14 protein-coding genes and 1 tRNA gene are annotated in these 14,999 nt (G+C 65.7%); 3 read left to right on the top strand and 12 right to left on the bottom strand.

Annotation, left to right across the window (positions count from 1 at the left end; translation table 11 throughout):
* The first annotated feature begins 1 nt into the window (after position 1).
* Positions 2–589, top strand: a complete 588-nt coding sequence (locus tag OZN62_RS12940) for a TlpA family protein disulfide reductase (protein WP_269100286.1) — start codon at positions 2–4, stop codon at positions 587–589.
* 36 nt (positions 590–625) lie between these two features.
* Here the strand turns inward: OZN62_RS12940 and OZN62_RS12935 are convergent.
* Positions 626–701, bottom strand: a tRNA-Val gene (locus OZN62_RS12935).
* 99 nt (positions 702–800) lie between these two features.
* Between OZN62_RS12935 and OZN62_RS12930 the strand changes: the two genes are divergently transcribed.
* A complete protein-coding gene (locus OZN62_RS12930) occupies positions 801–1,781 on the top strand; it encodes an asparaginase (RefSeq protein WP_269100284.1) in 981 nt (326 codons plus the stop codon).
* On the opposite strand, the gene OZN62_RS12925 is transcribed toward OZN62_RS12930, so the two are convergent.
* The 5 genes from OZN62_RS12925 to OZN62_RS12905 form a co-directional block, all read right to left on the bottom strand.
* Positions 1,778–2,764 carry a winged helix DNA-binding protein gene (locus OZN62_RS12925; protein WP_269100282.1) on the bottom strand — a complete coding sequence of 329 codons (987 nt, stop codon included), beginning with the start codon at positions 2,762–2,764 and terminating at the stop codon, positions 1,778–1,780. The genes OZN62_RS12930 and OZN62_RS12925 overlap by 4 nt on opposite strands.
* Positions 2,765–2,836: 72 nt before the next feature.
* Positions 2,837–4,129: an adenylosuccinate synthase gene (locus OZN62_RS12920; RefSeq protein WP_269100281.1), complete on the bottom strand. Its 1,293-nt coding sequence runs from the start codon at positions 4,127–4,129 to the stop codon at positions 2,837–2,839.
* Positions 4,130–4,284: 155 nt separating this feature from the next.
* Positions 4,285–5,397 carry an ATP phosphoribosyltransferase regulatory subunit gene (locus OZN62_RS12915; RefSeq protein WP_269100280.1) on the bottom strand — a complete coding sequence of 371 codons (1,113 nt, stop codon included), beginning with the start codon at positions 5,395–5,397 and terminating at the stop codon, positions 4,285–4,287.
* Positions 5,398–5,422: 25 nt separating this feature from the next.
* The gene (gene serA / locus OZN62_RS12910) at positions 5,423–7,006 is read right to left on the bottom strand and encodes a phosphoglycerate dehydrogenase (RefSeq protein ID WP_269100279.1); all 1,584 of its coding nucleotides are present in this window, start codon (positions 7,004–7,006) and stop codon (positions 5,423–5,425) included.
* A 119-nt stretch (positions 7,007–7,125) separates the two neighbouring features.
* On the bottom strand, positions 7,126–8,286 hold the full coding sequence (locus tag OZN62_RS12905) for a phosphoserine transaminase (protein ID WP_269100278.1): 1,161 nt from the start codon (positions 8,284–8,286) through the stop codon (positions 7,126–7,128).
* Positions 8,287–8,512: 226 nt separating this feature from the next.
* On the opposite strand from OZN62_RS12905, the gene OZN62_RS12900 reads away from it, so the two are divergent.
* Positions 8,513–9,214, top strand: coding sequence for an extensin family protein (locus OZN62_RS12900; protein WP_269100277.1), 702 nt, complete (start codon positions 8,513–8,515; stop codon positions 9,212–9,214).
* Between the two features lie 69 nt (positions 9,215–9,283).
* On the opposite strand, the gene OZN62_RS12895 is transcribed toward OZN62_RS12900, so the two are convergent.
* From OZN62_RS12895 to OZN62_RS12870, 6 genes are all read right to left on the bottom strand, one after another.
* Positions 9,284–9,931 (bottom strand): response regulator transcription factor, encoded by a 648-nt coding sequence (locus OZN62_RS12895; protein WP_269100276.1) that lies wholly within the window; start codon positions 9,929–9,931, stop codon positions 9,284–9,286.
* Between the two features lie 194 nt (positions 9,932–10,125).
* Positions 10,126–10,881: a proteasome-type protease gene (locus tag OZN62_RS12890; RefSeq protein WP_269100275.1), complete on the bottom strand. Its 756-nt coding sequence runs from the start codon at positions 10,879–10,881 to the stop codon at positions 10,126–10,128.
* A complete protein-coding gene (locus OZN62_RS12885) occupies positions 10,878–11,702 on the bottom strand; it encodes a transglutaminase family protein (RefSeq protein ID WP_269100274.1) in 825 nt (274 codons plus the stop codon). The genes OZN62_RS12890 and OZN62_RS12885 overlap by 4 nt, the downstream gene beginning before the upstream one ends.
* Before the next feature lie 19 nt (positions 11,703–11,721).
* Positions 11,722–12,666, bottom strand: coding sequence for an alpha-E domain-containing protein (locus tag OZN62_RS12880; protein WP_269100273.1), 945 nt, complete (start codon positions 12,664–12,666; stop codon positions 11,722–11,724).
* A complete protein-coding gene (locus OZN62_RS12875; protein WP_442864402.1) occupies positions 12,666–14,063 on the bottom strand; it encodes a circularly permuted type 2 ATP-grasp protein in 1,398 nt (465 codons plus the stop codon). Before OZN62_RS12875 ends, OZN62_RS12880 begins: the two co-directional genes overlap by 1 nt.
* A gap of 115 nt (positions 14,064–14,178) precedes the next feature.
* Positions 14,179–14,970: an esterase/lipase family protein gene (locus OZN62_RS12870; protein ID WP_269100271.1), complete on the bottom strand. Its 792-nt coding sequence runs from the start codon at positions 14,968–14,970 to the stop codon at positions 14,179–14,181.
* Positions 14,971–14,999 lie beyond the last annotated feature (29 nt).

Genomic DNA, 14,999 nt, shown 5'->3' with positions numbered 1-14,999 from the left:
CGTGGCCAAAACTCGCCCGATCCTGTCCGTTGCGGCCTGCTGTGCTGCCGGCCTTCTCGCCGCGTGCGATAACGGCGGGGAAGAGGCGGTGCAAGAAAACGCGGCGCTGTCGCCAGAAAGCGCAACTATCGAACTCACCGGCATCCTCGACCGCAGCTTCGTGGGCGAGGAGGTTCCGCAAGTTACCGTGACCGACCCCGCAGGCGCGCAACTGGCGCTGGCCGAGGTGGGCGAGCCGATGCTGCTGAACCTGTGGGCGACCTGGTGCGCGCCCTGCGTGGTGGAAATGCCCCTGCTCGACGAGCTGGCCGTCGACCTGGCGGGCCGCGTGCGCGTGGTAACCGTCAGCGAGGACCTGCGCGGGGCCGAGGTGGTGGAACCCTTCTTCGCCGCGCGCGACCTGCCCAACCTGCCGCGCTGGCTGGACGAACAGAACGACCTCGCCTTCTCCTTCGGCGGCGGCCCGGTGCTGCCGCTGACCGTGCTCTACGATGCCGAGGGCAAGGAGCTGTGGCGCGTCATCGGTGCATACGACTGGGGCAGCGAGGAAGCCCGCGCCGCCATCGAGGAAGCGCTCGCGGAAGGCTAGGCTCCGGCGCCACGACTGGTTTTCACGGGAAAGGGATGGTGGGCGATGACAGGCTCGAACTGCCGACCCTCTCGGTGTAAACGAGATGCTCTACCAACTGAGCTAATCGCCCATCCTTGCGGTCCGCGCGCCCCCTAACCCAAAGCTGCGCGGCGGGAAAGGCCCATTTACGCGGCTGGGCAAGTTCCTTGCTCCGCGCTAGGGCGCTGGCATGCGCGATGCTTCCATCCTTGTGCTGGCGACCGGCGGCACCATTGCCGGACAGGCCGGTTCCGCCACGCGGCGCGACTACCGCCCCGGCCAGATCGACATTGCCGATTTCCTGGCCTCTTTCGCCGAGCTAGGCTTGCCCGCGCGGCTGACCGGGCGGCAGGTAGCGAACATCGATTCGGCCAATATCGGGCCGGAAATCTGGCGCGAACTCCACTCGGGTATCGACGCGGCCATCGCCGATCCGCGGTGCGACGGGATCATCATCACCCACGGCACCGACACGGCGGAGGAAACCGCCTTCCTGCTCGACCTGACGCTGCCGACCGCCAAGCCGGTCGTGCTGGTTGGCGCGATGCGTCCTGCCGATGCGGTAGGCAGCGACGGGCTGCGCAATTTCGCCAATGCCGTGCAGGTGGCAGCCGATCCCGATGCAGGCGGGCGCGGCGTGCTGCTGGTGATGGGGGACCAGGTGCTGGCTGCCCGCGATGCGCGCAAGGCCCGCACCAGCGGCTCCAATGCCTTCGAAGGCTTCCCGCGCGGTGCGGTGGCGCTGGCGACACCGGCGTCGCTCGACTGGCTGCAACCGCCGTGGCGCCTGGGAGAAGCAGCCCGCTACGCCTTCCCGACCGAATTCTCCGAAGTCCCCATCCTGCACGCCTATGCCGGGCAAGGTGCGGACAGCGTTACCCGGCTGGTGGAGGCAGGCGCGAAAGGCATCGTGCTGGCGGGCCTTGGCGAAGGCAATGCGCCCGACGCCGTGCGCGCAGCACTGGCCGATGCGGCAGCGGCCGGGATCGTCGTGGTTCGCGCCACCCGCGTCGACGAGGGGCTGGTCGACCGCGAACCCGCCGACGACAGCAACGGCTTCGTCGCCGCCCGTGCGCTTGGCCCGGCGAAGGCGCGTATCCTGTTGCAGGTCCTGATCGCCAACGGCATCACCGAGCCGCAGCTGGTGCAGCAGGCCTTCAACCGGCGCTAGGCCAGCACGGCCGCGTCCTGTCCCAGTTCGGCGAAGTAGCGCGCCATGGCGTCGGCCGCCTTGTCCGACAGCCGGATGAACGCACGGCGGCGGTCGGTATCATCCTCCACCCGTTCGAACAGGCCGGCATCGGTCATCTGGCCGATCCAGCGCAGCGCAGTGGTGGGCGGCACGCCCGAGGCGATGCACAGCGAGGTGACCGATACCCGCGCGTGCTCGACGCGCGCGGCCGTCAGGTCCAGCAGCATGTCCCATGCGGGATCGGCGAAGAGCTCGGAATCGAGAAACCGCGCGCGCGCCTTGCGGGCGGCAATGATCTTGCGCACCAGCCGCGCGCTGGGCAGCGGCGCCCTGGTCTTGCGCTGCGGCTGGCGTTCCTGCCCCGGCGCGCAATAAGTATCCACCGGCGTCTCGAAGCGGAAGGCGCTGGAGCCGGTGCTCTCCGCCTCCTTGCCCCAGCCGCGCCGGTCGATGGTCTCGAGCCGCTCGGCAATCTTGCTGACCTGCTCGGTGAGCCGCAGCAGCGCCAGCCGGTCCGTCTCCGACAGTTCGCGCAGGCGCAGGTTGGGCACCTCCGCCAGCATCCGGCCGATGGCGATCACCCGGTCCGCGCGGGTCGGGTCGACCAGGATCTGCGCGCGCGATTCGGCGCAGGCGGCGAAAACGTCGTCCAGCCCGTCCACCGAAGTGGAGACGATGATCCGGGCACCCGATTTCGCTGACCGGCTGTCCAGCCGCGAGAGCGCGGCCATGGAAGAGGCATCGGGCATGGGGCAGTCGATCAGCACGAGATCGCCGAGCACCTTGGCGTCGCCAGCCAGCAGCGCGTCGATCGTGCCGCATTCGCGCGTGGTGAAGCCCGCGGCGACAACGTCTTCCTGCAAAATGGCGCGCACGTCCGCATCGTCGGCGAAGATCGACACGCCCAGCGGCAGACCCGCGGCATCGGCCGCCACGTCATAAACAAAGTCGGCTGGCGGCATTTCCCGTTCTCCCCTGATTCGCGTTGGAACAGGAGTAGAACAAAAGCAGATTATGTCAAGAATATCGTTGGCTTACAGTTCCGCGAACGGATTACGCACGAGGATGGTGTCGTCGCGTTCCGGGCTGGTGGAGACGCTGGCCACGGGGCACTCGATCAGTTCTTCGATGCGGCGGATGTACTTGATCGCCTGCGCCGGAAGCTCGGCCCAGCTGCGCGCACCCTCGGTGCTTTCGCTCCAGCCTTCCATTTCCTCGTAGACCGGCTCCAGCCGCGCCTGTTCCACCGCGCTGGAAGGCAGGTAGTCGATTACCTTGCCGTCCAGCTTGTAGCCGGTGCAGATCTTCACCGTATCGAAGCCGTCGAGCACGTCCACCTTGGTCAGCGCGATGCCGGTGACGCCGCTGATCGCGCAGGTCTGGCGCACCAGCACGGCATCGAACCAGCCGCAGCGCCGCTTGCGCGCGGTGACCGTGCCGAACTCGTGACCGCGTTCGCCCAGCCGCTGGCCGACCTCGTCGTCCAGCTCGGTCGGGAACGGGCCTTCGCCCACGCGGGTGGTGTAGGCCTTGACGATGCCGAGCACGAAACCGGCCGCATTGGGACCGACGCCGCTGCCGCTCGCCACCGTGCCGCTGACGGTGTTGGAGCTGGTGACAAAGGGATAGGTGCCGTGGTCAACGTCCAACAGCACGCCCTGCGCGCCTTCGAACAGGATGCGCGCACCATCGGCCCGCACCTCGCGCAGGCGCTTCCACACCGGCTGCGCATATTGCAGCACAAAGGGGGCGATTTCCTGCAGCATGGCGACCAGCGCCTCGCGGTCCACCGGCGGCTTGCCGAAACCGGCCAGCAGCGCATCGTGATGGGCGCAGAGGCGATCGAGCTGGGCGTCCAGCTCGTCGAGGTGTGCCAGGTCGCACACGCGAATGGCGCGGCGGCCCACCTTGTCCTCGTAGGCCGGGCCGATACCGCGCTTGGTGGTGCCGATCTGGCCCTTGCCCGCGGCAGCTTCACGCAGCCCGTCCAGTTCGCCGTGCAGCGGCAGGATCAGCGCGCAATTGTCGGCGATGCCGAAATTCTCCGGCGTGATGGAAACGCCCTGCCCTTCCAGCTTCTCGATTTCGGAACGCAGCGCCCACGGGTCCAGCACCACGCCATTGCCGATCAGGCTGAGCGTGCCGGTGACGATGCCGCTGGGCAGCAGCGAGAGCTTGTAGGTCTTGCCGTCCACCACCAGCGTATGGCCGGCATTGTGACCGCCCTGGAAGCGCACCACCGCATCGGCGCGGGTGGCCAGCCAGTCGACGATCTTGCCTTTGCCTTCATCGCCCCACTGGGCGCCGACTACGGTGACGTTGGGCATGAATTCGATTCCTGCAAAGGGGACAAACGGCGCGGCACTAGGCCGTAGGAGCGTGGACCGCAAGCAGTTGCGGTAATCCATCCGCCGCGTTGGTGCGGGAATGCCGCGACAGGGGCCCCTGCAACTACTGGAAGATCTTCCGCTGGCGCAGCGATTTACAGCGCGCGCGGCGCAGCGCCGTCGAGCACGTGCGAGCAGCCGAGCGTCTTGCCGTCATCGGCATCGGACAGTGCGGCGACCGTGCGCCAGCCTTCGGCACGCAGCTTCGCCGCCGCATTGGCGTCGTGGCCCAGCGGCAGGAACAGCTTGTCGCCGAACTGCTCGTCCGCCTTGACGGCTTCGACCAGGTTTTCGGGATAGAGCGAGAAGCCGGTTGCCGCTTCGTCGCTGCCGCCGATGCAATAGGTGCCGCCCCGGCCAAGCTCGCCGCGCACGCCATCGGCGTAGAGGGTGAAGCCGCACCAGCTCTGGTATTCGAAGCCGTGGCGTTCGCTGGGGTCCAGCGTCAGCCGGGCGCGGTCACCCACGCGTGCGGCGATCTGGCGCAGGCCCTCGATGCGAGTCTCAAGCACACCTGAGGTATCCAGCGCGGACAGTTTTTCGACCGCGCCGGCAAAGTCGCCGGTGGCGTGGATCAGCGGCAGGTAGGCTTCGCCGCCAGCTTCCACCAATCCGCCAGCATCCTTCATGTCGAGCTCGCGCCGCACGCGTTCGCGCTGCGCCTCGTCCAGCGGCATGGGGCCGTCAGCCAGGGTGTCGACCAGGTCCGGCAGGGTGAAGTCGACCGAGATGCCGGTTGCCCCCGCCGCTTCCAGCGCGGTGATGGCAAGTTCGACGATCTCGCTGGCGGCGGCGACGCTGTCGCTACCGATCAGCTCCGCGCCGACCTGCAGGTCCTCGCGCCGGGGTTCCAGCTTGCTGCCCTGGATGCGGGCGACCTGCCCGGCATAGCACAGCCGCAAGGGGCGCGGCGCATTGGCGAGGCCGGTGGCCGCGATGCGCCCAACCTGCACCGTCATGTCGCTGCGCAGGGCGAGCGTGCGCAGCGAGGCAGGGTCGGTGAAGCGGAACATGTGCCGCGTCATCACCCCGTCCATGCGGCGGCTCATCGAGCGTTCGAACTCGACCAGCGGCGGACGCACACGGTCGTAACCATGCGCGCCCATCGCCTCCAGCATCGCACGTTCGATGCGGGTCGCCGCAGCCGCGGATTGCGGCAGGCGGTCTTCCAGCCCTTCGGGCAACAGGTCCTGCGTCGGATCGGTCATGCGCGATGCCCTAGTCGCAAAGGCGTCAGAACGAAAGCGACCTGACCACCTTCACGCCATCCAGCTTGCAGGCCTTGTCGACCACTTCCTGCGGAATGTCCTGATCGACCGACAGCAGCACGATGGCCTCGCCGCCGTTGTCGCGGCGGCCAAGGTGGAAGGTGCCGATGTTGATGTCGTATTCGCCCATCAGCGAGCCGACGCGACCGATGAAGCCCGGCGCGTCCTCGTTGACGATGTAGAGCATCTTGCCCGACAGGTCGGCCTCGATCCCGATGCCGAAGATTTCCACCAGGCGCGGTTCGTTGTTGCCGAACAGCGTGCCGGCGACCGAGCGGTTGCCCTGGCTGGTGGCCACAGTGACGCGGATCAGCGTGTGGAACACGCCTTCCCTGTCGTTGCGGATCTCGCGCACTTCCATGCCGCGTTCCTTCGCCATGAAAGGCGCGTTGACCATGTTCACGCTCTGCGAATAGCGCTTCATCAGGCCCGCCAGCACGGCACCGACGATCGGCTTCTGGTTCAGTTCGGCGGCGTGGCCTTCGGTCTCGATGCTGATCTTGTCGAGATCGCCGTGGGCGAGCTGGCCGATCAGCGAACCGAGGTTTTCGGCGAGCGCCATGTAGGGCTTCAGCTTCGGTGCTTCCTCGGCGCTGAGGCTGGGCATGTTGAGCGCGTTGGTGACGCCGCCGTTGACGAGGTAGTCAGCCATCTGCTCGGCCACCTGCAGTGCCACGTTGACCTGCGCTTCGGTGGTCGAGGCACCGAGGTGCGGGGTGCAGATGAAGTTCGGCGTTCCGAACAGCGGGTTCTCCTTGGCGGGTTCCACCGCGAACACGTCCAGCGCCGCACCGGCGACGTGGCCGCTTTCCAGCATGTCCTTCAGTGCCGCCTCGTCGATCAGGCCGCCGCGCGCGCAGTTGACGATGCGCACGCCGGGCTTGGCCTGCTCCAGCCGCTCGCGGCTGAGGATGTTGCGGGTCTCGTCGGTCAGCGGGGTATGCAGCGTGATGAAGTCGGCACGGGCCAGCAGCTGGCCGAGGTCCACCTTCTCAACGCCCAGTTCGATGGCGCGTTCGGGCGTCAGGAAGGGATCGTAGGCGACCACCTTCATCTTCAGGCCCAGCGCGCGGCTGGCGACGATGGCGCCGATGTTGCCGGCACCGATCAGGCCCAGCGTCTTACCGGTCACCTCGACGCCCATGAAGGCGCTCTTGGGCCATTCGCCGGCCTGCGTGCGGGCATTGGCTTCGGGAATCTGGCGGGCCAGCGCCATCATCATGGCGATGGCGTGTTCGGCCGTGGTGATCGAGTTGCCGAACGGCGTGTTCATCACCACCACGCCCTTGGCGCTGGCGGCGGGGATATCGACGTTGTCGACGCCGATGCCGGCGCGGCCGATAACCTTCAGGTTGGTCGCGGCTTCAAGGATGTCGGCGGTCACCTTGGTCGACGAACGGATGGCAAGGCCTTCGTACTGGCCGATGATTTCCTTCAGCTCTTCAGGCGTCTTGCCGGTGATGACGTCGACGTCGCAGCCGCGCTCCTCGAAAATGCGGGCGGCATTGTCGTCCATCTTGTCGGAAATGAGGACTTTGGGCTTGGTCATGATAAGTCTCTTGTTGTGCCGGTGCGCCAAACGGTTTTCGGGCGCCATCCGGGCATGAATTCGTAAACGGAGGGATGCGCGCCCCGCCGGATCGGCGGGGCTACGCGGTCAGGCTAACCTCAGAGGTTGCCGGCCTTGAGCTCTTCGTAAGCCCATTCGATCCACGGCAGCAGACGCTTGATGTCTTCGGACTCGAGCGAGCCGCCGCACCAGATGCGCAGGCTCGGCGGAGCGTCGCGGTAGCCGTTGAAATCGTAACCGATGTCCATCTCTTCCAGCTTGGAAGCGATTGTCTTCGGCACGGCGGCCGCTTCCTCGGCGGAGAGGCTTTCGATCCACTCGCCCTGGAAGCACATGCACACGCCGGTGTTGGTCTGCTTGGCCGGATCGTCGACCATGTTGCGCAGCCACGGCGTGGCTTCGATCCAGTCCTTGACGATCTTGGCGTTCGCGTCGGCACGGTCGAACATGGCCTGGCGGCCGCCGATCGACTTCACCCACTCCAGCGCGGCGATGTAGTCTTCCGTGGCCAGCATCGAAGGCGTGTTGATCGTGGCCCCCTCGAAGATGCCGCGATTGATCTTGTCGCCCTTCTTCAGGCGGAACAGCTTGGGCAGCGGCCACTCGGGATCGTAGCTCTCGATCCGCTCCACGGCCTTGGGGCTGAGGATCAGCATGCCGTGCTGCGCTTCGCCGCCCAGCACCTTCTGCCACGAGTAGGTGGTGGCATCGAGCTTGGCCCAGTCCATCTCCATGGCGAAGATGGCGCTGGTGGCATCGTTGATGGCCAGGCCTTCACGACCCGGGGCGAGCCAGTCGGTGTTCGGGATCTTCGCGCCGGAGGTGGTGCCGTTCCAGGTGAAGACGACGTCGTTTTCCTGCGGCACCTGGCTGAGATCGGGGATTTCGCCGTAGCCGGCATCGAGGACCTGCAGGTCCTTCAGCTTGAGCTGCTTGACTGCATCCTGGATCCAGACGTTACCGAAGCTTTCCCATGCGGCGACGGTCGCGGGGCGCGCGCCAAGCATGGTCCACATCGCGCATTCCAGCGCGCCGGTGTCGGAACCGGGCATGATGCCGACGAGGTAGTCGTCGGGGATGCCGAGCAGTTCCTTGGTCAGGTCGATGGCGTACTTCAGCCGGCCCTTGGCGTACTTGGAACGGTGCGAGCGGCCCAGCGACTTCAGGTCGAGCTTGTCGATCGACCAGCCGGGAGGCTTGCAGGTGGGTCCGGATGAAAAGAAGGGACGCTCCGGACGGAGCGCAGGTTGTGCAGTCATGTATTCTCTCCTTGCAGAGAGCTCGCGCGGCGTTGGGACCGCGTGGCCCGCAGCGGCCACTAGAGATTGCGCTTGCCGAGTCAAACGAATTTGCGGTTTCGTGTGCAACCATCGCGATGGACGGCGCCTGCGCCGCGCACGGTTGTGTCACGATGCTTCGAGAAAGCGCGATGGAAACCTTCTGTTAACCATGTCTTGGCAGTAAAATGTCATGCGCAATGTAATCATGCTCCCCCTGGCAGCCTTGGGCCTTTCGGCCTGTTCGCTGGTGCCGCAGGTCTCCGGTGGCGGCTACGCCGCAACCGAGACTGCCTCGCATGACCGATCCACCGTTTCCGCCCGCTCGGCGCGAATCTATGCACCGGCGCCGGTGGCGCAGAACAATGCCGACAACCAGTGTCTGGCGCAGCTGGGCGAGGCCGGCGCGCGCTTCGAGCCCTTGCCCGACCGTTACCTGGGACAGGGTTGCAGCAACCTGGGCACGGTGATGATGCATGCCCTGGCGAGCGATACCGGCCAGTTGAATGTCAGCAACCTTGGCCCGGTCACCTGCCCCGTCAGCAGCGCCTTTGCCGCCTGGGCGCGATTCGGCGCCGACCGCGCGGCGCAGCAAATTTTCGGGCAGCGGCTCGCCAGCATCCAGACCATGGGCAGCTATGCCTGCCGCAATGTCGCGGGAACCAGCCGCCGCTCCGCCCACGCCAGTGCCGACGCGATCGACATCGGTGCCTTCATCCTGGCCGACGGCACCCGCATCAGCGTGGCCGAAGGCTGGAACGGCAATGCCAAGGAGCGCGAATTCCTGCGTGTCGTGCAACGCAGCGCCTGTCGCCGCTTCGCCACCGTGCTGGGGCCGGACTACAATGCCGACCACCGCGACCATTTCCACTTCGAAGGCGTGATCGAGGGGAACTCCTACTGCCGCTGACGGCGGTGGGCCACGCCGGCAACGGCAGCAGAAGCGACTGTGGCAGGCTGGGAGACGCCCGCCACCCGATCACCCTCGCATGATCGGTGCCATGGCTTCGCTCGCCTGCGCCTCATCGAAGTCCGCTTCCAGCCGCAAGCGCACGGCCTCGGCGGCATGGTTGGCACCGAGCTTCGCCATCATGTTCGCGCGGTGAATCTCGACCGTTCGCGGACTGATTTCCAGGTTGCGCGCAATGGCCTTGTTCGAGCAGCCTTCCGACAGCCAGTCGAGCACTTCACGCTCGCGCTTCGAGAGCCCCTCTATCCGGCGGCGGGCATCGATGAGCCGGCGCCGCGCCTCGGCATGGCGTCCGGCATCGCTGTGGACATGGCCGACAAGGCGCTGAAGCTCGTCCTCGCACAGCGGCAGCCGCACGAAGTCGAGCGCGCCGGCCTGGATCGCCTCCACGACCTCCTCGACCAGCGGGTCCTCCTTCGCGGCGATCAGCGGCACCCAGATGCCCGCATCGGCTAGTTCTTCGAGCAATTCGGTGATGCCGTTGTCGAGCACGCCATCACTGGCGATGATCACCCCCGAACGCGGTGGACGGTCGATCAGTTCGACCAGGTCCGAATAGACCTCTGCATGGTGGCCCATGGAGAGGATCAGGCGGGACTGTTCGGCCCGCGAGCGGCTGTTGCCGCCGACAATGTGGATTGTGATACGCTGTTCCATGGGAGGAATTTGCGCAGAATGTACGGAAGGAAGCACTCCGTAGTACTTCGGAATTACACCTATAACCCTTTGTTATATAGGAAAAGGTCAGCTTTCCCGCAGGCAGGAATGCCTCCGGTTCGGACCTATTTCCGTAATTTCCCGCATAGGCCGAAGCCCTTGGGGCCGGGCCCTATCCGGATCGGTGGCTTCGACTAGGTGGAATCACTTGGCTGGTAGAAGCTGTAGTCGGGCAGCGAGTGGAAGGCGCTGCGCAGCGCATCGCTCCAGCTGTTGGAGATCGCATCGAAGTACGGATCGTTGTGCTCGACGCGACGCTCGTGCTTGGGGGTGAAATTGTCCCGTTCCATCACCAGCAGGTCGAGTGGCAGACCGACTGAGAGATTGGCCTTCAGCGTCGAGTCGAAGCTGACCATCAGCAGCTTGACCGCGTCCTCGAAGCTCATGTCGCGATCATAGCCGCGGATCAGGATCGGGCGGCCGTACTTGGTCTCGCCAATCTGGAAGAAGGGCGTATCCCAGCTGGCTTCGATGAAGTTGCCTTCCGGGTAGATCATGAACAGGCGCGGCTCCATGCCCTTGATCTGGCCGGCGAGGATGATCGAGGCGGTGAAGCGTCCCTTCCCGCTCTGGCCGTTGTCGTCCTGGGTATCCGTAATGGTCTCGCGCAGCAGTTTGCCGATTTCGCAGGCCACCTGGAACATGGTGGGCAGTTCCATCAGCGAGTTCTGTCGCTCGGAGGGGGCCTTGCTGCGTTCCTCCAGCCGGCTGATCACCGCCTGCGTGGTGGCGAGGTTGCCCGCCGTCATGATCGTGATCAGCCGGTCGCCCGGAATCGACCAGGTGAACATCTTGCGGAATACGGAAATGTTGTCGACGCCCGAATTGGTGCGGGTGTCGCTCATCAGGACCAGGCCCTTGTCGAGCATCAGGCCAACGCAATAGGTCATTGTTGTTGTTGTTCTTCCAATTGTTGCTCCACCGCCAGGTTTACCGACAGGTCTTCCGTCACGGCGCCGAAGCTGATCCCGGTAATCGGCGCGGCATCGCGGTAGTCGCGACCCGTCGCCACGCGCACATAGCGCGGATCGGGGCTGATGCCATTGGATATGTCGAATCCGACCCAGCCCAGCCCCTGCACCCAGGCCTCCGCCCAGGCGTGAGTCGCTTCCTGTTCGACCCGGTCGTTCATCATCAGGTAGCCGCTGACATAGCGCGCCGGGATCTCCAGGCTGCGCGCCGCGGAAATGAAGATGTGCGCATGGTCCTGGCATACGCCCACGCCTTCCGCCGCCGCTTCCTCGCCCGTGGTGGTGACACCGGTGCTGCCGGTGCCGTATTCCACGTTCTCGCGGATGACGGCGGACAGGTTGTGCAGCGTGGCCACCATGCCCTCTTCGCTGCGTTCCACTGCATTGATCAGTTCACGGATCTTCGGTCCCGGCTTGGTCAGCTCGGTCTGGCCGAGGAAGGCCCATAGCGGCAGGTGCCCGGCATGGTGCCCGATCACCCCGGCGCGATCGTGCGTGTCGACCTTCCCGCTGCAGGTGACGACCACTTCCTTCGCGCCCTCCTCTACCGACACCAGGGAGACGTGGTTGAAGTTCTGGTCGTCATAGGAGAACTGCTCGCGCGCGCCTTCCAGCTCCATGTTCCATTCGATGATTTCCTGCCCCTGCGTCTCCTTCGGGGTCAGGCGCAGGCGCTGGATGCCGTGAGCCACCGGCTCGGCAAAGCGATAGTGTGTGGTGTGACGGATCGAGAGGCGCATGGTCTGTCTGTCTCCTCCCTCAGCTCACGAAGCGATAATCTTGCGCGATGGCCCCGGCCAGCGCCTGGTTGCCGGCGATGAATTCCAGCAGGAATTCGTGCAGCCCCTGATCGAAGATGTCTTCCACGCTCTTGCCGGCCAGCCGCAGGTCAGCCTCGCGCATCAGCTCGTGGCTGGTGCCTTCCGCGCCGTGCAGCTGCGCCAGCTCCGCGAGGTTTTCCCGCATGCAACCATAGCAGAACACCAGACTGCGAGGGAAACGCTCGTCAAGGATCAGGAAGTCGGCGATCGAGCGGGCATCCATACGCCCGGCATTGAGCCAGCGGTAGGCGCGCTCTGCCGAAAGCGAACGCAGCACGTTGTCCCACTGCCCGGTATCGAGCGGTGTGCCGACGTAGGATAGCGAGGGCAGCAGCAGGTAATACTTCACGTCGAGGATGCGTGCGGTGTTGTCGGCACGCTCCAGGAAGGTGCCGAGCCGGGCGAAGCTGTAGGTCTCGTTGCGCAGCATGGAACCATGCGTGGCCCCGCGTGCCAGCGTGCTCTCCCGGCGGATCGTCGCCAGCACCGGGTTGAGACTGGATTCGCGCACCGGGCGCGCCAGCATTTCGCGCAGGGTCATCCAGCCTTCGTTGACGGCCTCCCACACTTCCGCCGTGATCGCCGAGCGGCAGGCGCGGGCATTGGTGCGGGCGCGCTCCACCATCGACAGCACGTTTTCCGGATTGTGCTTCGACCGCAGCACGAAGTCGCAGACGTGCGCCCCGGCGTAATCGTCGAAATGCTGTTCGTAGGCGGCGCGCAGGCCCAGCGTGGTAAGGATCGACTTCCACTCGCTGTCGGCCATGTCCTGCCCGCGAGTGAGCGCCATGCGCTGTCCGGCGGCGAGCAGGCGCGCGGTATTCTCCGCCCGTTCCAGATAGCGGTACATCCAGAAGATGCCGTGAGCGACGCGTCCTAACATCAGTCGTCCAGCACCCAGCTATCCTTGGTCCCGCCGCCCTGGCTGGAATTGACCACCAGCGAGCCCTTCTTCAGCGCGACGCGGGTGAGGCCACCCGGCGTGATGTCCACCCCGTCGGGCGAGCACAGCACGAAGGGGCGCAGGTCGACGTGGCGCGGGGCGAGGCCCTTGCGGGTGAAGATCGGACAGGTCGACAGCGACAGCGTGGGCTGGGCGATGTAGTTTTCCGGGTTGGCTTCCAGCTTGGCGCGGAACTTCGCGATCTCTTTCTTGGAGGAGGTCGGGCCGATCAGCATGCCGTAGCCGCCCGAGCCGTGGACTTCCTTCACCACCAGCTCGGCCAGGTTGTCGAGCACGTATTTGAGGCTGTCGGGATCGGCGCAGCGCCAGGTCTCGACATTGGGCAGCAGCGCCTTCTCGCCAGTGTAGAATTCGACGATCTCGGGCATGAAGGAATAGATCGCCTTGTCGTCCGCCACGCCGGTGCCCGGCGCATTGGCGATGGTGATATTGCCCGCGCGGTAGACATCCATGATGCCCGGCACGCCCAGCATCGATGCCGGGTTGAAGGTGAGCGGATCGAGGAAATCGTCGTCGACGCGGCGATAGAGCACGTCCACCGGGCGGAAGCCCACCGTGGTGCGCATCTGCACCTTGCCGTCGACCACGCGCAGGTCGCTGCCCTCGACCAGTTCGGCACCCATCTGGTCGGCCAGGAAGGCGTGTTCGTAATAGGCGGAATTGTAGATGCCCGGCGTCAGCACGGCGATGCTGGGCTTGTCGCCGGCCCCGTGTGGGGCGCAGGCGGCCAAGCTCTTGGCCAGCCGCCGCGGATAGTCGGAGACCGGCTGCACCTTCACCTTGCTGAACAGCTCGGGGAACATGGCCATCATCGTCTCGCGGTTCTCCAGCATGTAGGAGACGCCGCTCGGCGTGCGGGCATTGTCCTCCAGCACCATGAACTCGTCCGGCCCGGTGCGCACCAGGTCGATCCCGACGATGTGGGTGTAGACCCCGCCGGGCGGGGTGAAGCCGACCATCTGCGGCAGCCATGCGGCATTGTCGCGAAACAGCCGTTCGGGAAGGCGACCCGAGCGGATGATCTCCTGCCGGTGGTAGAGATCGTGCATGAAGGCGTTGAGCGCGCGCACCCGCTGTTCGATACCGCGCGACAGGCGGCGCCATTCCGCACCGGTGATGATGCGCGGGACCATGTCGAAGGGGATCAGCCGTTCCTCGGCATCGTCCTCGCCATAGACATTGAAGGTGATGCCGGTCTTGCGGAAGAAGCTCTCGGCCTCGAAGTCCTTGCGCCGCATGGAGCCGGCTTCCTGCTGCTCCAGCCATTCGTTGTAGCCGACATAGGCATCGCGCACCGAGCCATCGGGCGCATGCATCTCATCAAAATTTACCGGCTCGGAAGCGGTCACTCAGGTCCCCCGACTGCATTTGAACCTGCCTTATCTCGCAGGTGCAGCATTTCGTCAAACGTCTCATGCACACAAAGCTTGATCAGCGCTTCAGTTCCTCATCCAGCGCCAGGATCACCTCGGCGGAGTTGCAAAAGCCCATGTGCGTGCAGCGCAAGGCCACCGCCCGATCGCGCTCGCCCGGCAGCCCGCAGGCGGCGCGGCGCGAGATGACGCCGTCGCGCGGGCTCCAGAACGCGACCGTCTCGACCGGCGGCTTCTCGTAGAGCACGCCGTCGATCGGCGGCTCTTCCACCCGATGCCCGGCCGTCACCTGGTAGACCCGCCACATGTTGTTGGAATAGGGCGAGTGGCTGAAGGGCGTGCCCAGCGTGATGACCCGCTCCACGCATTCCGGGTGCAGCTTGGCGACCTCGCGGGCGAAGACCCCGCCCAGGCTCCAGCCGATCAGCACAACGTCTTGTCCATACCGCTCGCGCACCGAGCACAGCCGGTCGCCCAGCTGGCGGAAGTTTTCCGGCGTCGGCCCGAAATTGTAGCCCATGCCCCAGCGCTTCACCTTGTGCCCGGCGCGTTCGAGCTGCTGCGCCATGTAGCGCATGCGCCATGGCCCGGTGGCAAAGCCGGGCAGCAGGATCACCACCTTGGGCGACCCCGCCGGCTCGATCGGCAACTCCGGTTCGAACCTGCGGCGGATCGGGGCGACGAGATAGCCGATTTCGGCAAGGAACCGTCCCTTCGACGGCTTGTGCACGTTCTCGGGTTCCTCGCCGCGCAACAGGTCTATCCGGCGCAGGACCGACTGCCGGAAGTCGCGCAGGTTGTCCGCGATCCGGCGGCGCGCTGGCGGGAATCTCTCTTCGGTCGCGGCCATGGTCCCAGCGGTTTCCCCCATCCGGCTTG

The sequence above is a fragment of the Aurantiacibacter sp. MUD11 genome, assembly GCF_026967575.1.
In the GTDB taxonomy this organism is placed as follows: domain Bacteria; phylum Pseudomonadota; class Alphaproteobacteria; order Sphingomonadales; family Sphingomonadaceae; genus Alteraurantiacibacter.
The sequence above is the reverse complement of the archived record's forward strand: the minus strand, read 5'-3'. Positions and strand labels throughout refer to the sequence as shown.